Below are 15,115 nucleotides of genomic sequence, written 5' to 3'. Positions count from 1 at the left end.
GGCTTCCTCTGCCGGCATGGCCCTCACGGTCTCGGCGGGATCCCAGGGTTGGTCCTCGGCCTCGGGACGATCCCAGCCGTCGGTTTCAGGCATCGGGTCAGTGCGATCGCCTCGTCGGCGCATGCGTCCGACGCCACCCGGTTCGCGGGCGGATCGCCAACGAGAGGCACCGACGGCTCACCACCCCACAGGTCCTGCGGCGCCCGGGAGTTGGTTTGGACACTCCGCTTGCGGGCATCGCCGGGGTGGAGAAGTACGCCCACGCCAGAGGCGACCGAGGTGGCACAGATGCACGGCACCAGTACGGACCGATCGCGACCTTCTGCGGAAACTGCAACTGCGGCTGCCCGCAGCTGTTTGTGGACCCAGCCGCTCCGGCGGAGAAGCGTGTGCGGATCACCGACGACTTCGGGCAGCAGGTGCAGATGAGCGAGGAGCAGTTCCGCGACCTCGTCGCCCAGGCCAAGAGCGGTGCTCTGGACGCCCTGGCCGCCCCGGCTGCCTGACAGCCCTCCGTTCACGGCGACCCGAGTCCGGGGCACGGCACAGGCCGCCGCAGCCAGGCCGTCGATCACCGGCCTCACCAAGCACCATGTCGCGGCGCGGACTCGCCATCGTGCTACCGCCCGGCGGCATCACCGCAGTCGTGGCGTCGCGAGCCGAACACGGCCGCAGGCCAAGCCCGTTCCGACCGAACGTAGCATCAGCTGCCCGGTTCCGGGCCGATGGCAGGAGACGGCCCACGTGCCATGGCCGGGTGGGGCCGGTGCGAGACGCATGCACATCCCGCACCGGCCCTGGCCGCTACGCCGACGTGCCGGTGCTGCCGGTACCCCGGCGGCGGCCGAGCACCAGGCCCGCGACGGCGCCGAGGACGCCGACGACGATGCCCGCGATACCGAGGCCGCGGGCGGTGGAGTCGCTGTCGCCGTTCTTCGCCGTCGCGGTGCTCTGCTCGGCCGGGCCGGCCTTCGCGCTCGGCGCGGCAGCGGGGGCGTCGCCGCCGGTGGCGGCGGTGGCGGCGGTCAGCTTGAGCACAGGGGCCGGGTGCTCGGGCTCCTTCTGGCCGTCCTGGGGCTCCTCGATCCAGCGCACGATGTTCCCGTCGCTGTACGTCTGGAGGGCCTTGAAGACGACCTTGTCCGTACCGTCGGGCAGCGCACCGAGGTCGACGGTGAAGTCCTGGTAGTGGCCGGGGGCGATCTGTCCGCCCGTCCAGACGATCTGCGAGACCACGTCGGTGATGTCGCCGTCGTCGGTGTGGATCGGGGTGGCGAGCTTGGTGGTCTGCACCTGGTCGGTCCAGCCCGGCACCGCGGCGACCATGGCGGAGGGGATCGGGTGGTCGGCGGGGAAGTCGACCTCGACCTTCACCGTGCTGGCCTTGTCGTTCTCGTTCGGCACCCGGAACGCGAAGGTCTGGTCGGTCGCGTTCTTCGGCACGCTGGACGGCTGCACGGTGACGTGCGCGGACGCCGGTCCGGCGACCAGCAGCACGGCGGCGGCGCCCAGGGCGCTGGCGGCGGCGAAGCGGTTCTTGAAGGACGGTCTCATGGCTGTGTGTTCTCCGTGTGGGAGCGTGCACGCACGCGCACGGCCGGGCCGAAAGGGCCTGCTCGCGGGCAGGAGCCATCGTCCGCCGACGGTGACGGCGTGTGTGCCGAGGTGATCAGGGGCGCGAAGCTGCCGCCCGGCCGGAGGGCGCCGAATGCGCTCGATCGTCGGGTCAGGCAGTGCGTACCGCCGGTGGACCTCTCCTGATCACGCAGTGCCGCAGCAGGACCGGCACCGGGAGCCGCCACCGGCCACCCGCTCCCACGAACCACGCGCAGAGCAGGCGCCGCCCGTCTCCTATGCCGCCGGACAGTGCGCCGCCGAGCCGTGCGACGGCCTCACGCAGCTTCGCGGCACATGCCTGCGCCACGGCCGAGACCGCCTCGGCGGCAGTGCGGACCAACCGCCACACGGCCGCCTCGCCCCGCCGCAACCACCATGCCGCCACCAGCGTGGCGGCGAGGTGCCCGATGAACATCGCGGGACTCAGCCCGAGCAGCCAGGCATGGCACCACAACGCGACGTGCGGCGCGGCCACCGCGGAGGCGTGGGAACCGCCGGCGAGCGGCGCGGCGAGCTGCGCAGCCGCCGCCCGGGAGTGAGCACCGCCGACCATCCCCATGCCGGGCATACCCGGCATGTCCATCATCTCGGCCATGCCTGCCGCCTTCGGCATCGCCGGGACCCGCGACGGTGTCTGCGCGGCATGGAAGAGGAGGTGCAGGCCCAGCTGGCCGACGGCCAGCCCACCGGTGATCGCGGCCAGCGACCGCTCCCGCCGCGCCCCGAGGACCGCCCCGCCCAGGGCCAGGACCCAGCCCAGGAACACCATCCCGGTCGACACCGCGGCACCGGAAGCCAGCACGTGGCCGGCCGCGGCCAGCACGACGCAGAGCGTCGCGAACGGCACGGCCCGCAGGAGGCGGAATCCGGTCGAGGCGGGAGGTGCCGGGGCGGGCGACGCCCCGGGGACGAAGGCAGACATGGCGGGCACATCATGCCATCCGCGCCCGCGCGCCGTGCAGGGAACCGCAGGATCCCCCGGCGAGCGCCCTGCCAACCGCCGTCGCCCCCGTGCCAGCCACAGCAGCACCCTCCTCCGGGGCCCCACCCGCCGCGGCAGCCGCGCCCGTGCCGGGAACCAGCCACGAGCGCGGTCGAGGCCCACGGCTCAAGGCCTGACCCTCGCCGCCGTGCTGCGGGCGGCGGCCGCGCAGCTCGCCGTGCCGCTCCGGTGACGGCGAGGACCTCCAACCGCCGGGCGCGCGCCGCCAGCTGGGAGACCGCGAGCCCGACCGCCAGCAGCAGCACCGCGGTGGTGATGTCGGAGGAATTACTGACCTCCCGGGCCCGCCCACGAACGACATCCGCGTCAGCAGCAGCCCACGAAGAGGCGGGTATGACGGCGCCTGGAGGGGTGATCGTGACCAGAGTGCTCGATCCCGGTTGTCAGCCCCAGTACCAGCCCCAACACGAAAGCCCACCGCGCTGCCTGCCGGCAGTCCCTGAGCCTGCAAGCCCGACCTCATCTCCCAGCGCTCAGGGACACACCCCACGGCCCCAGCCATCCCCTGCCCGTCCTCAACCGCCCTGGCGCTGCATCAGAACGGCAGTCCCGGCGACAAGGCCGACAGATCCTGAGATATGCCTTCATGACCCGCTACAGCGTCGACCCCGACCAGCGCGCACTCATCGCCACCTGGGGAACCGGCGAGGGCGACCTCGCCACCTGCATCGCCTCACTGCCCGCCGACGCCGGCACCTCCGCGCTCCTGGGCCTGGCCCGCGCCCTCACCCAACTGTCGGAAGCCACCTGGCGCACCTACACCCACCCCGCCAGCGCCGCCTCCTCCATGGAGCCCAACTCCGAGGGCTGGCGCCGCGAGGAGGAACGCAAGCACTTCTCCGAGGTCGCGGACGCCATCGCCAAACCGAACCTTCCCAGCGGCGGCTCGATGGTCGTCTCCTACAGCCGCCTGATCGAATCCGCGAACCGTATCGGCCGTGCCCTCCACGAACTCGACGACCCCGAGCTGACGGAAGCCGTGCTCGCCGAGGCCACCACGGAGCTCGCCGCCGTGGAGAACGCCGAACTCGGCAATCTGACCGGCCGCGCGCAGCAGGCCGTCCTGCTCAGCCGCGAGGATGCCTCCCCCGTCCAGGTCGCCGCCGCCGACCGCATCCTGGAGCAGGACCCCTTCGGCCCGGCCGAACTCTTCTCCGGCATCGACCCCGCCGCCGCCGTCGCCGCCGCCCACTGGCTCGCCGCTGCGGCCGAGGTCACCGCCGACGCCTCCGGCCACGACCCCGTCCACGTCGTCCAGGAGGCCGACAACATCGAAGCCCTCCCCCACGAGACCCCCACCCTCGTCCTCGGCCTCATCGACGCCCCCCGCGAGGCCGTCACCGGCCTCGTGCGCCACGCCCTACACATCACCGACGGTCTCCTGCCCGACCCCGACGCCTTCCGCGAGCAGCTCGACGAGCTGAAGGAGACCCTCGCCGAGTACGGCGGCGACGACGGACCCGACCTCGCCGACGTGGAGCTGCGCCTGACCCCGCTCGACCCCAAGCGCCCTCCTCGAAGACCTCCTCACCGGCATCCACGGCTGCTGGCTCCTCCACAGCGAGTACGACGACCTCGATGACGAGGACGACATCGACGCTGACGCGCAGGACTGGACCGACGAGCAGGCCGAACAGCACCAGTGGCGAAGCCGCGAGCGCTTCGCCCAGCTCGTCCGCGAAGCCGCGGCTCACCGCGACCGGCTCATCTGACCGCCTGCCCGGGCGGCAGCAACTCGATGCCCAACGACCTGCGGATCTCCCTTGACCATTGGTCAAGGGAGATACCCAGGTCAGCAGCCCTTTTCATGAGCCCGTGGTCGCGCGGTGATCGCCCCGCGATCGCAGACTGGGAGAGAGATCCCGCGCGCTCGACCCTTCGAGGCGATCACCATGCGCTGCTCACCCACCCCCAAGAAAGGCCGAGGACGTGTCTACCGGCGCTGCGGCTGCCGCGACGACCACCACCGCCAGCTCGGCACCCGCTGCCCCCACCTCGCCGCCGATCCCCACCACGGCACATGGGCCGTCGCCGTCGACGCCCCCTCCGGCGACGGCCACCGCCGCACCATCCGCCGATCCGGCTTCCCCGACGAACTCGACGCCCGCATCGCCCTGCGGCGCCTCAGCGAGTCCCTGCCCGCCTGCGTGATCATCGACCCGCGCCAGAGCACCGCCGACTACCTCACCGCCTGGCTCGCCGAGAAGGAACTCCACCTCAAGCCCACCACCATCGCCCGCTACCGCCCCTACGTCGAACAGGACCTGATCCCCGCCCTCGGCACGATCCCCCTCGACGACCTCACCCGCCAGCACCTCAGCGCCTTCGTCACCGGCCAGCTGCAACACGGCCGCGGCAGAGTCACCGTCCACCGAATCATGGCCACACTCTCCAGCGCCCTCAGCTCCGCCGTCACAGGCGAACGCCTCGCCCGCAACCCCGCCAAGCCCCCGCTGATCTCCAGGCCCGCCGCAGCCGAACGGCACCTGTGGACCGAGGAGCAGGCGGCCCGCTTCCTGCGCTTCACTCGTGGTCCTGGCCGCGGGACGCGGCGTCCTCCGCCCTGGGTGCGGCTGCGGCGACCGGCCGCCCCACCCCGTGCGGGGCGAAGACTACCTCCCCAACCGGCACCGAAAAATCTATTCCCGCCAAAGTAGACATTGCCGCACACCGTGGTTAGTGTTTCTCTCGTAGACGAGATCAGCGGTACCCGCCAGACACGAACTGGCGGGCAGCAGTACAGGAGTTCGCAGGTCGGTACGGTTGCAGGGTCCTGAAGCCAGGGATGTAGCAGTAAGGCGACAGGACCGGCGGCCGGACCGGGCGGCCCGCAGGTATCAGGGGCCGTCGCACAGCGGTACCGCAGTTCAGCAGGAGCAGTACCCGTAGGTGAGCAGGATGCAGGACACGCCGGGCAGGTGGGCGTGAAGTAGTGGCGCAACAGCGGCGCGGTAGCGGAGTCCCGGAGCCACAGCAGGTGCAGGACGGCGACGGGACTGGCGGCCGGGCCGGGCGGCCCGCAGGTATCAGGGGTCGCCACCGAGCGGTACCGCAGTTCGGTAGGCGCAGTACCAGCAGTGTGAAGTTGAGTTGGGCAGTACCAGCAGTCGAAGTACGCGGTATCCCGGTGAAGGCGCCCAGACTGCGGGCGCGCGCGCTGGGAGTCCGGCAGTGGGGTTCCAAGCCGAGTGGCTAAGCAGGACGGGCGACGGGGCTGGCTGCCGGACCCGGTGGACCGCAAGGACCGCCACAGCAGTACCGAGTGGTTGGCACTACCACGCAGTTCGAAGTACAAGCAGTTCCGCAGTGCCGAGCAGTACCCGTGTGAGCGGTACCAAGCAGTTCGCAGTACCAGGCCAGTACAGAGGATGAACGGAGGGGACAGAGCGCCATCAGGATCGCCCGGCCCGTGAGGAAGTCGCCCGGGCGGAATCCGAAGACCCCAAGGCAAGGACGGTGGTTTCCGGTCACGCATACGCGATCCCTGCACGCCCCCTCCCCCGGGGCAGTGCGGATACAAGGAAGCCGGCCACAAGGCCGGCAGATGGTGTAAAACCCTTCGGGGCCCCGGGAGCCGCAATGGCCCCGGGGCCCCTCAGCGCGTCCCCGGACACATCAAGAAGAGGTGCAGTGACCACGGCAACCATCCGACCGCATACCCCCGACTCCCTCGACGACGACTACCCCGCCTACACCATGGGCCGCGCCGCCGAGATGACCGGCACCACCCCCGGCTTCCTACGCTCCCTCGGCGAACACCGCCTCATCACCCCCCTGCGTTCCGACGGCGGCCACCGCCGCTACTCCCGCTACCAACTACGCATCGCCATGCGCGCCCGCGACCTCGTCGACCAGGGCACCCCCATCGAGGCCGCCTGCCGCATCGTCATCCTCGAAGACCAACTCGAAGAAGCCCTGCGTATCAACGAAGAGCTCCGCGGTTCCCCGCGCGGCCAGGAGTCCGCCGCCGACACCTGACCCACCTGCCAGGCCGCCGAGACCGGTCCGCGGTGAGCGACGGGCGCTCACCGCAGGCCGCCCCGGACACGATTACCCCTCAGCCCCCGATCGCCGGCCGACCGTTCTCCACCGGCCAGGCCGCCCGACACCCTGCCTCACTGGCGCGGACCGGTTCCAGGCCGCCCGGTACGACGGCACGCCGCCCGTTGAAGTACACACCCGGGGCGTTCGTCCACTACCGTTCTGCCCGGGTCATGACGCGTGCCCCGCAGCGTGAGCCCGGGCCCGGCCTGCTTCCCGTTGACCGGACCGAGCCCGCGCTCCCACCGCCTCGGTCGCATCCCCGATGACCACTCCGCGACCGCCCGCGCCGCGCGAGTGGTGACCGAGGAAGGGACGCCGACGCCACTTCCGCACGGCCCGCTCGTCGGATGCACCGGCCCCCTCGGGACCGGATCGTTCAGGCCACGCTCAGTGCACAACTGTGCTTCCTTGCCTGGTCCTTGGCCGCGCCTGCCGCTGACGGTTCGCCTGCGCTGAGCGGGCGGTCCGCGCGGCCGCCCGGCCGCTACGGTGGGGTTGCGCTGCCACCTGCGGGCCGTCAGGCAAGTCGCCCGCTTTGCGGGCGCACTACGGCCCGCCCGAGACCGGGGCCGCGAGGAGTACTCGGTGGCCGTCCCCGCGGAGTCCGACCCCCTGCCCTCGACATCCGCCTGCGACCGGGAACCGGCGACCTGGTGCTCGACCCGATGAGCGACCCGGACCAGGACAGCGGCCCAATGCTGAACGCCGCCGTGGACAGCGCCCTGGACGCGCGACTGTCGGCGCGTCGGTGCCGGCAGAGCTGGCCTAGAAGCTGAGCAGGCCGATGGCGTGGCCGTCGGGGTCGACCACCGGCCACGTGTCCAGGCCGCGGGCGCGCATGGCGGCGGCTGCGGTGGTGGCGGGCATGTCGGCGATGGCGAACGGGGCCTGGTCGAGGACGATGTCGCGCACCGGGGTGCGCTCGGTGGACCAGGTGCGGGTCTGGAACGGGGCGAGGTGCAGGCGGGTGAGCAGACCCGCGCAGCGGCCGTCGCCGTCGCGGACCAGGAGGTGGTCGGCGCCGGAGCTGTGCAGGATGTCGATCGCCATGTCGACCATGACGTCGTCGCTGATCTGCAGCTCGGGGTGTCTCATGAGGTCGCCGACCGTGGCGGTGGTCGCGGGGTGTTCGAGGGTGACGGTCATGGGCGGACTCCTTGGTGTCGGTTCCGCCGGGGCCGGCGGTGGTCGGGGCACCGGCGGTGGGATGGCCGGCGGGGTCCGCCGGAGCGGGCAGGGACTCCTGCTTCGCGCTGGTGAGTCGTGTGGGCCTGGACCGCAGCGGCGGTCCAGGCCCACACCTGCCTGCTAGGCGGCGAGGGCGACGCGCCTCGGTGCCCGGCGGCGGCCGGAGGAGCCCTGGTTGTCGCGGCCTGCGACGGTCGCGCGGGTGTCACCGGCCGCGTGGGCGGGGCGGCTGCGGCGGTTACGGCTCGTGGACGGGCTGCGGCGGGGGCGTTCGACGGCGGGGGCGGCGATCACGGTGGGGATACCGGTGGGGACGCGGGCACCGGTGATGCGGGCCAGGTCCTCGTCGCCGGCAGTGACCCTGGTGGTGACGGGGGTGATGGCGGCCATGTTCATCAGGCGGGCCATCTCGCGGCGCTGGTTGGGCAGGACGAGCGTGACGACGGTGCCGGACTCGCCGGCCCGGGCGGTGCGCCCGCCGCGGTGCAGGTAGTCCTTGTGGTCTGCCGGCGGGTCCAGGTTGACGACCAGGTCGAGCCCGTCGACGTGGATGCCCCGGGCGGCGACGTTGGTGGCGATCAGCGCGGTGACCTGTCCGGTGCGGAACTGCTCCAGGGTGCGGGTGCGCTGCGGCTGGGACTTGCCTCCGTGCAGGGCGGCGGCCTTCACCCCGTTGGCGAGCAGGTCCTCCACCAGGCGGTCCGCGCCGTGCTTGGTGTCGGTGAACATGATCACCCCGCCGTCACGGGAGGCGATGTGGGCGATCGTGGCGTTCTTGTCGTAGTTCTGCACGTGCAGCACGTGGTGCTCCATGGTGCTGACCGCTCCCGCGGACGGGTCCACGGAGTGCGTGACCGGGTCCTTGAGGAAGCGCCGCACCAGGCGGTCGACGTTGCGGTCCAGGGTGGCGGAGAACAGCATCGTCTGGCAGCCCTCGGCGACCTGGTCGAGAAGTTCGGTGACCTGCGGCAGGAAGCCCATGTCGGCCATCTGGTCGGCCTCGTCGAGGACGGTGATGCCGACGCCGTCCAGCTGGCAGTCGCCGCGCTGGATCAGGTCCTTGAGCCGGCCAGGGGTGGCCACCACGACCTCCGCCCCGCGGTTGAGCGCCTGGGCCTGGCGTCCGATCGACATCCCGCCCACCACGGCCGCCATCCGCAGCCGCACCGCGTGGGCGAACGGGGTGAGGGCGTCGGTCACCTGCTGCGCGAGCTCGCGGGTGGGGACCAGGACGAGGGCCAGCGGGCGGCGCGGCTCGGCGCGCCGGCCGGCGGTGCGGGCCAGCACGGCGAGGCCGAACGCGATGGTCTTGCCGGAACCGGTCCGGCCCCGACCGAGGACGTCCCGGCCGGCCAGCGAGTTCGGGAGCGTCGCGGCCTGGATCGGGAACGGCGTGGTGACGCCCTGGCGGGTCAGGGTGGAGAGCAGGGCCTTGGGCATGTCCAGTTCGTCGAACGCTTCGACGGCCGGGAGCGCCGGGGTGGTGCTCACCGGCATCGCGAACTCGCCCTGCGGAGAAGAACTCTGGCGGGCGCTACGGCCGCGGGCGGGCCGGTCGCCGTAGAAGGAGCTGCCGCCGGAGCGGGACCCGTGGGTGCCGCCGGAGCGGGAGGAGGCCGAGGAGCGGGAGTTGGCGTTCTGGTACGAGGAGCGACTGGAGCGGTTCATGTGAGACCTTCCTGGGGTGGCACGTCGCGAGGAAGCTCCGCAGCGCGAGGCGCCGGCAGGAGGTCGCAAGGAACGGGCCGAAAGCGTGGGGAGCGGGGCGTGGACGGTGGAACCGTGCGGCACGTCACCTACGGTCGGCGCTCACCGCGGAGGGCGGGAGCGGAGAACCTCGAACCGTGAGCTGTCACGGCAGGGCGGCGATCCGGACGCGGCGCTGTGCGTCTCGCGTGGGGATGGCCGCCGGTGGCGGAGCCAGGGGGCCAGAAACAGCCGGGGAAGCGCGTCGTGGCGCAATGCCGAGGGGCCCGCACCGGGCATCGTGTACGCGGTGCGGGCCCCTCGCTACCAGGCGGGTGCCGTGGCAGAAAACTACAGCGGACGAATGTTCTCGGCCTGCGGGCCCTTCTGGCCCTGCGTGACGTCGAACTCGACCTTCTGGCCCTCGAGCAGCTCACGGAAGCCGTTGGCGTTGATGTTCGAGTAGTGGGCGAAGACGTCAGCGCCGCCACCGTCCTGCTCGATGAAGCCGAAGCCCTTTTCCGCGTTGAACCACTTCACAGTGCCATTAGCCATAAAGAAATCTCCTTCAAGGGGCTGTCCGAAGCACACACAGCGCGCGCTTCGAGTCGCCGCGATGAGCACCCACCCGGGGAAGAGCCGGGAAACAAAAATGCGCCTGCGAAACACCAGCAGGCGCACACAAAGTTCATGGGAACCACTACTGCAACTAAAACGACTCTAGCAGGCCCAGGCCCGCCGCGGGCGGATATCCCACCCCCGGTCCTGCAGGCCCCTTCCCCCGGGGTCGCCGGGTGCGGGGCGACAGGCCCGTCAACACGCATGCATGGCAGCCCGGTTGGGCATGGATCCCGCCTCCTGGGCGCCGACCACTCGCTCCCCCAGGAGGGCGAGTCGCGCGGGAGCCGAGCACCCGCCCCCGCCGCGACAGACCCGCGAAAGCAACGCACCACGCCCACCGGCGCCATCCGGGGGCGCACTGGACGGCTTGCGCGAAATTCCTGTCGCAGCTCCGAAATCGAGTGCACCGAGAAAACCCGCTCCCGCGATTTTCGGCGCATACTGCAGGGAATGACGAAATCTGCAGCAGTCCGCCGCGTCCTGCCCACCAGCCCCTTCAAGCCCCCGGCCGAAGCACCGCGCAAGCACTTCGCCGTCGGCGACCGCGTCACCCACGACACCTACGGCCTCGGCCGGGCCATCGGCGTCGAAGGCGACAGCGACATCGCGGTACTCGTCGACTTCGGATCGCGGCGGGAACGCATCACCCAGCCCTACACCGCGATGTTCAAACTCTGACCCAGGACGCACGCGATTCTCCGCCGAGTGCGCCGCGCATGGCGCGGACCCTGCGGTAGACCCCCGGCCCGTCGCGTCGGCGCACCGTCCAGAGAGTGCGCACCCCGACCGGGTCGAACGGGAACCCGACGCTCCGGCCCCGTAGCCTCACCGGCAATGGCCGGAAGGGAATGTGACGAGTCGTCACCGATGGGCGGGTGCGGGCTGGGCAGGCGATAAACTCTGCGCGTGGATGACAAACATCTGTTTGAGTCCGTCTGTGCGGTGCTCTCCCACCGGGGGTTCGAGCCGACACCGTCGCAGGCGGCCGGGCTCTTCGCCCGGCAGCGTCCGGGGGGCGGCCTGGTGCTGGGGTGGAGCCCGGGCCAGGACCTGATCGGACCGACCCTCCACGCCTGCCCGCATCCCGCCGACGCCGCCGGTCGCACCGAGTTCCGCGGCATCCGCGGCGCGCTGATGCTGGCCCTGGCGGAGGTCCTCGGCTCCGCGGGCTTCACCGTCACCACCCTCGGAGCCGACCTGCTCGTCACCGCCGGCCCGCGCGATCCGGGCGATGCCCCGGCCCTCACGGCCGCCGCCACCTGCCCTGCACCGCGGCGCAGCCGATCGGCGTGTCAGGTCGCCGTCGCGTAGCGCCCGGCCGTGCAGCAGGCGCAAGGCCCGTGGCCGCCATGGCCGCTGCCCCGGGCCCGTGGGCGCCGCAAAGGCCGTGTCCTATTCTGGGGGGCATGTCGAACCCTGACGGGCTGCTCGTCGACATCGCCGCGATGGTCGAGTCCGAGCACAGCAATCAGATGTCCCTGACCGTGGTGGTCCCCGGCGCCGTGATCACCGGCAGGCTCGCGCCGGTGACCCTGTGGTTGGAGCGGGTCGCGGAGGTCCTCCAGGCCTCGGAGCACCTGAAGCCGTTCGCCGCTCTCTTCGCCCCGCCCGCCGACGGCCCGCCCGCACGGCCCACCCATCTGCATCTCCACCGGGCGAAGATCCTTCAGGGCGACTTCGGGCTTCCCCACACCGGCGGCATGTACCGCATCGCCATCGAGGACGTCAGCAGCTGGACGGTCGGGGACCTCAGCTACTTCGATTCCTGACCACCACGGCAGGCCAAGAGGCCGCCCGGCTTGGCGCCCTACGTCCCCGCACCAAGGAGTCGCTGAGCCTTGAGCGGGTGCCGTGACGGCTGGTCCGGGTGTCGGGGTGCGACCGCTGACGGCCCCGGCCGCAGAGACGAAGGGCACCGCGGGCGAGCCGAAGGCACCGGCGCCCCGGGCGGTGCCGCCCTCTCTGAGCGGACCATCCCGAGCACCTGGCCGACGGGGTCCAGCCCGGCCGCGCCCTCCAGCCGCCACGTCTTGTGCCGCGCTGCGGTGTTGCCGTACGAGGCGACGGCCAGAGCGTGCAGCGCGAGGCCGTCCCCCTATCTGGCCTCTGCGGCGGGCGGCCGTACGGCTGGAAGGAGCTGTGGGCCAGGTTGCCGGTCCGGTCAGGTGTCCGCGGTGGGCTCCTGGTCGTGCTGGGCGCGGCGGAGTTGTTCGTTGAGGCGCAGGGCTTCTTCGAGTTGGTCTTCGAGGATGACGATGCGGCAAGCCGCTTCGATGGGGGTGCCCTGGTTGACGAGGTCGCGGGCGCGCATGGCGATGCGTAGTTGGTAGCGGGAGTAGCGGCGGTGGCCGCCGTCGGAGCGTAGCGGGGTGATGAGGCGGTGTTCGCCGAGGGCTCGTAGGAAGCCGGGGGTGGTGCCGGTCATCTCGGCGGCGCGGCCCATGGTGTAGGCGGGGTAGTCGTCGTCGTCGAGCTTGTCGGGTGTGTCGGGGCTGGCCGTTGTAGTCACTGCACCTCTCTGGTTCTCGAGGAGAACGCGTCGAGGGGCCCCGGGGCCGTGTCGGCCCGGGGCCCCGAAGGGGAACAACACCATCTACCGGCCTGGGCCGGTCCTGTTACTGCCGCACTGCCCCGGGGGAGGGGTGTGCGGGGATCGCGTATGCGTGACCGGAAACCACCGTCCTTGCCTTGGGGTCTGCGGTGTCCGCCCGGACGAGTGTTCACGGGCCGGGCGATCCTGATGGCGCTTGCGCCCTCCGTTCATCCTCTGTACTGAACTGTCACTTGCGTACTGCTGGTACCGCACTCACTGAACTGCGTACTGCTGGTCGGTGGCCGTGACGGCCCACCCGGTCCGGCAGCCAGCCCCGTCGCCGTCCTGCACCTGCCTGGCTTCGGAACTCCACTGCCGGACCGAACCGCGAACTTCTGTCCAACAATCCCGGCCAGTTCGTGTCTGGCCGGTATCGCCGACTGCTGTCTACGAGAGAAACGTTAGACCCACCCATGGGCAATGTCTACTCCAGCGCGCATAGATTTTGCGGCGCCCGCGAGTGAGGTAGCCTTCCGCTGCGCGGCGGCGGCAACCCCCCGAGCCGCCGCCGCGCGCCCGAAGAAACGAGCGACACCCCGCATGGAGGCGGCAGTGGAACACCTGGTGCCCACAGCACCAGAGACAGCCCGCAACGGACAGGCGGATCTGATCGAAGCGATCACCGAGGCCGTGCGCGACGGCGACAACCGAACTGTCCGCCGGCTGCTGGCCCGCTTCGCCGAACTAGCCACCATCACCGACCTGTACGCCTTGCGCGACGCCCTCGACACCGCCCGCCCACCTGGTGCCCACGGGTAGAGGTGACTCCTGCCGGAACGCACTAGCGGACCTGCCCGACCAGGGCGTTCAGATCGATCTTGCGCCTGGCGTCGTGGTGCGCAGCGCGCTCGCCCTGAGTGGTCGGGGCGAGGGGAGCCGATGCCCGTCCAGTAGGCGAACTCCAGCACCGTGCCGGTGCCCGCCAGTGCCCGGTACGGCTGGACGGAGCGCACCTGCCGAGGCGGATGTCGCAGCGCACCACTGTGGCGCCGGACTTGAACCGGGTACTCGGCAGGGGCGGTAGCGGTCCTGCGTCGTCGGCCTGCGCGCAGAGGCCGACGACGGTGGTGCCGCCCTGGTCAAGCCGCGGCGGTGAGGTCGGCGCGGCCGAACAGAAGCGCGTAGCCGCGGGGCAGGTGGGCGAGGATTCGGTCGGTGAGCCGGTCGCCGGCCGGGTCGGCGAGGGCGGCCAGGACGGAGGAGGCGTCCCAGCGTGCGCTGGTGAGGCTGGTGTTCAGGGCGCGGGCGACGGCTTCGACGAAGGCCGGGGCGGCAACGGGCTGGGGCAGCGGGATCTGCGAGGCGAAGACGGCGCGGGCACGTTCGGGCAGGGCCGCGGCGAGGTCGCAGCGTTCCTCGCCGGTGAGCTGGCTGCCGAGGACGGCCAGGACGGCGTGCAGGACGCGTTCGGCTTCCTCGTCACAGGTGCAGCGTCCGAGGGTGCGGACGTGCTGGAGAAGGAGGCGGTACCGGGTCATGGCGGTGGCCTTCCGGGGCGGGGCCGGCCAGGCGGGGGCGGTGGCGCGGACGGGTTCAGGGGCGGCGGCCGGGCTGGGGCCGGCCGAACAGGAGGTCGTAGCCGGGCGGCAGCTGGAGCAGGACGCGCTCGGTGAGGTCGTCGCCGGCCGCGTCGGCCACGGTGGACAGGACGGCGCCGATGTCCCACAGGGCGGTGGTCTCGGTGGCGCCCTCGATCCAGGCCGCGGTCGCGCGCACGAACCGCTCGGGGCTGAGCGGCTCGGCGGCCTGCAGCGGGTTGAGCAGGATCAGGGCGAGGGTCTCGGGCAGGCGGGCGGCCAGTTCGGCGCGCACGTCGCCGACCAGGTGGGCGCCGAGCAGGGCCAGGACGACCCGCGCCGCCAGCTCGGCCTCCTGGGGTGTGTCGTATTCGCCGCGCTCCCGGACCTCCTCCAGGAACGCCTCCCATCGAAGAGTCACCGCGGTTCTCCCTCCATCCCGAGGAGCCGGTGCGAACGGTGCCCGGTCAGGGCTCGACGGTCAGGCGCCGGTGCAGGCCGGTGAGTTTGAGCAGCCGGACCACGCACTCCCCCGCCCCGCGCAGGACCAGACGGGCGCCGAAGCGGTCGGCCTGGTTGAGGGCCTGGACGAGGGCGCTCAGGCCCGCGCAGTCCATGAACGTCACCTCCGACAGGTCGAGCACCACCTCCCGGTGCGACTCGAGCGCGGCGTGCAGAGCACGGCGCAGTGAGGGGGCGGTGTCGAGGTCGATCTCGCCGCCGGCCCTCACCACGAAGGGCACCTGGACCTGATCGCGCATGGTGGTCTCTCGCTGTCGACCCGTGGTGTGCCGGGGACCGCGGGGCCGGGCGGGTCGTCCGGCTGGGGTGGCCGTCCCGCAGGGC

General features: G+C 71.8%; 17 protein-coding genes. 8 read left to right on the top strand and 9 right to left on the bottom strand.

Annotated elements, in window-relative coordinates; genetic code table 11:
* The first annotated feature begins 311 nt into the window (after positions 1-311).
* Entirely contained in the window at positions 312-506 is a 195-nt protein-coding gene (locus ACIOJE_RS18885) for a hypothetical protein (protein WP_400777460.1), read from the top strand.
* 298 nt (positions 507-804) lie between these two features.
* On the opposite strand, the gene ACIOJE_RS18880 is transcribed toward ACIOJE_RS18885, so the two are convergent.
* Together ACIOJE_RS18880 and ACIOJE_RS18875 are read right to left on the bottom strand one after the other, a co-directional pair.
* On the bottom strand, positions 805-1,554 hold the full coding sequence (locus tag ACIOJE_RS18880; protein WP_400777369.1) for a YcnI family protein: 750 nt from the start codon (positions 1,552-1,554) through the stop codon (positions 805-807).
* 172 nt (positions 1,555-1,726) lie between these two features.
* Positions 1,727-2,440 carry a hypothetical protein gene (locus ACIOJE_RS18875; RefSeq protein ID WP_400777367.1) on the bottom strand — a complete coding sequence of 238 codons (714 nt, stop codon included), beginning with the start codon at positions 2,438-2,440 and terminating at the stop codon, positions 1,727-1,729.
* 766 nt (positions 2,441-3,206) lie between these two features.
* Here ACIOJE_RS18875 and ACIOJE_RS18870 point away from each other — a divergent pair.
* The 3 genes from ACIOJE_RS18870 to ACIOJE_RS18860 all read left to right on the top strand — a co-directional run bounded on the left by ACIOJE_RS18870 (position 3,207) and on the right by ACIOJE_RS18860 (position 6,598).
* Positions 3,207-4,202: a hypothetical protein gene (locus ACIOJE_RS18870; protein ID WP_400777366.1), complete on the top strand. Its 996-nt coding sequence runs from the start codon at positions 3,207-3,209 to the stop codon at positions 4,200-4,202.
* Between the two features lie 310 nt (positions 4,203-4,512).
* Positions 4,513-5,277, top strand: a complete 765-nt coding sequence (locus ACIOJE_RS18865) for a phage integrase central domain-containing protein (protein WP_400777364.1) — start codon at positions 4,513-4,515, stop codon at positions 5,275-5,277.
* Positions 5,278-6,316: 1,039 nt separating this feature from the next.
* The gene (locus ACIOJE_RS18860) at positions 6,317-6,598 is read left to right on the top strand and encodes a MerR family transcriptional regulator (protein ID WP_400777459.1); all 282 of its coding nucleotides are present in this window, start codon (positions 6,317-6,319) and stop codon (positions 6,596-6,598) included.
* An 831-nt stretch (positions 6,599-7,429) separates the two neighbouring features.
* Here ACIOJE_RS18860 and ACIOJE_RS18855 read toward each other — a convergent pair.
* The 3 genes from ACIOJE_RS18855 to ACIOJE_RS18845 form a co-directional block, all read right to left on the bottom strand.
* Entirely contained in the window at positions 7,430-7,810 is a 381-nt protein-coding gene (locus tag ACIOJE_RS18855; RefSeq protein ID WP_400777363.1) for a CBS domain-containing protein, read from the bottom strand.
* Positions 7,811-7,972: 162 nt separating this feature from the next.
* Positions 7,973-9,520 (bottom strand): DEAD/DEAH box helicase, encoded by a 1,548-nt coding sequence (locus ACIOJE_RS18850; protein WP_400777361.1) that lies wholly within the window; start codon positions 9,518-9,520, stop codon positions 7,973-7,975.
* A 369-nt stretch (positions 9,521-9,889) separates the two neighbouring features.
* Complete coding sequence (locus ACIOJE_RS18845) at positions 9,890-10,093, bottom strand: cold-shock protein (protein WP_099897249.1); 204 nt, start codon at positions 10,091-10,093, stop codon at positions 9,890-9,892.
* Between the two features lie 516 nt (positions 10,094-10,609).
* Between ACIOJE_RS18845 and ACIOJE_RS18840 the strand changes: the two genes are divergently transcribed.
* The 3 genes from ACIOJE_RS18840 (at position 10,610) to ACIOJE_RS18830 (ending at position 11,928) form a co-directional block, all read left to right on the top strand.
* On the top strand, positions 10,610-10,837 hold the full coding sequence (locus ACIOJE_RS18840; RefSeq protein WP_280702317.1) for a hypothetical protein: 228 nt from the start codon (positions 10,610-10,612) through the stop codon (positions 10,835-10,837).
* 228 nt (positions 10,838-11,065) lie between these two features.
* The gene (locus tag ACIOJE_RS18835) at positions 11,066-11,470 is read left to right on the top strand and encodes a hypothetical protein (RefSeq protein WP_280682230.1); all 405 of its coding nucleotides are present in this window, start codon (positions 11,066-11,068) and stop codon (positions 11,468-11,470) included.
* A 95-nt stretch (positions 11,471-11,565) separates the two neighbouring features.
* On the top strand, positions 11,566-11,928 hold the full coding sequence (locus ACIOJE_RS18830) for a hypothetical protein (RefSeq protein WP_400777359.1): 363 nt from the start codon (positions 11,566-11,568) through the stop codon (positions 11,926-11,928).
* 392 nt (positions 11,929-12,320) lie between these two features.
* Here the strand turns inward: ACIOJE_RS18830 and ACIOJE_RS18825 are convergent, their stop codons facing one another.
* The gene (locus ACIOJE_RS18825) at positions 12,321-12,602 is read right to left on the bottom strand and encodes a MerR family transcriptional regulator (RefSeq protein WP_280702354.1); all 282 of its coding nucleotides are present in this window, start codon (positions 12,600-12,602) and stop codon (positions 12,321-12,323) included.
* Positions 12,603-13,316: 714 nt separating this feature from the next.
* Between ACIOJE_RS18825 and ACIOJE_RS18820 the strand changes: the two genes are divergently transcribed.
* Positions 13,317-13,511, top strand: coding sequence for a hypothetical protein (locus ACIOJE_RS18820; protein ID WP_280682226.1), 195 nt, complete (start codon positions 13,317-13,319; stop codon positions 13,509-13,511).
* Positions 13,512-13,831: 320 nt separating this feature from the next.
* On the opposite strand, the gene ACIOJE_RS18815 is transcribed toward ACIOJE_RS18820, so the two are convergent.
* The 3 genes from ACIOJE_RS18815 to ACIOJE_RS18805 are packed head-to-tail and all read right to left on the bottom strand — an operon-like array spanning position 13,832 to position 15,030.
* Positions 13,832-14,230, bottom strand: a complete 399-nt coding sequence (locus tag ACIOJE_RS18815) for a DUF2267 domain-containing protein (RefSeq protein ID WP_400777357.1) — start codon at positions 14,228-14,230, stop codon at positions 13,832-13,834.
* A gap of 55 nt (positions 14,231-14,285) precedes the next feature.
* A complete protein-coding gene (locus tag ACIOJE_RS18810; RefSeq protein WP_400777355.1) occupies positions 14,286-14,690 on the bottom strand; it encodes a DUF2267 domain-containing protein in 405 nt (134 codons plus the stop codon).
* 46 nt (positions 14,691-14,736) lie between these two features.
* Positions 14,737-15,030 (bottom strand): STAS domain-containing protein, encoded by a 294-nt coding sequence (locus tag ACIOJE_RS18805; RefSeq protein ID WP_280682219.1) that lies wholly within the window; start codon positions 15,028-15,030, stop codon positions 14,737-14,739.
* Positions 15,031-15,115: the final 85 nt, after the last annotated feature.

This window comes from Kitasatospora sp. NPDC087861 (assembly GCF_044742585.1).
Lineage (GTDB): Bacteria > Actinomycetota > Actinomycetes > Streptomycetales > Streptomycetaceae > Kitasatospora.
Note: the sequence above shows the minus strand (reverse complement) of the source record. Positions and strands in the feature narration are given on the sequence as shown.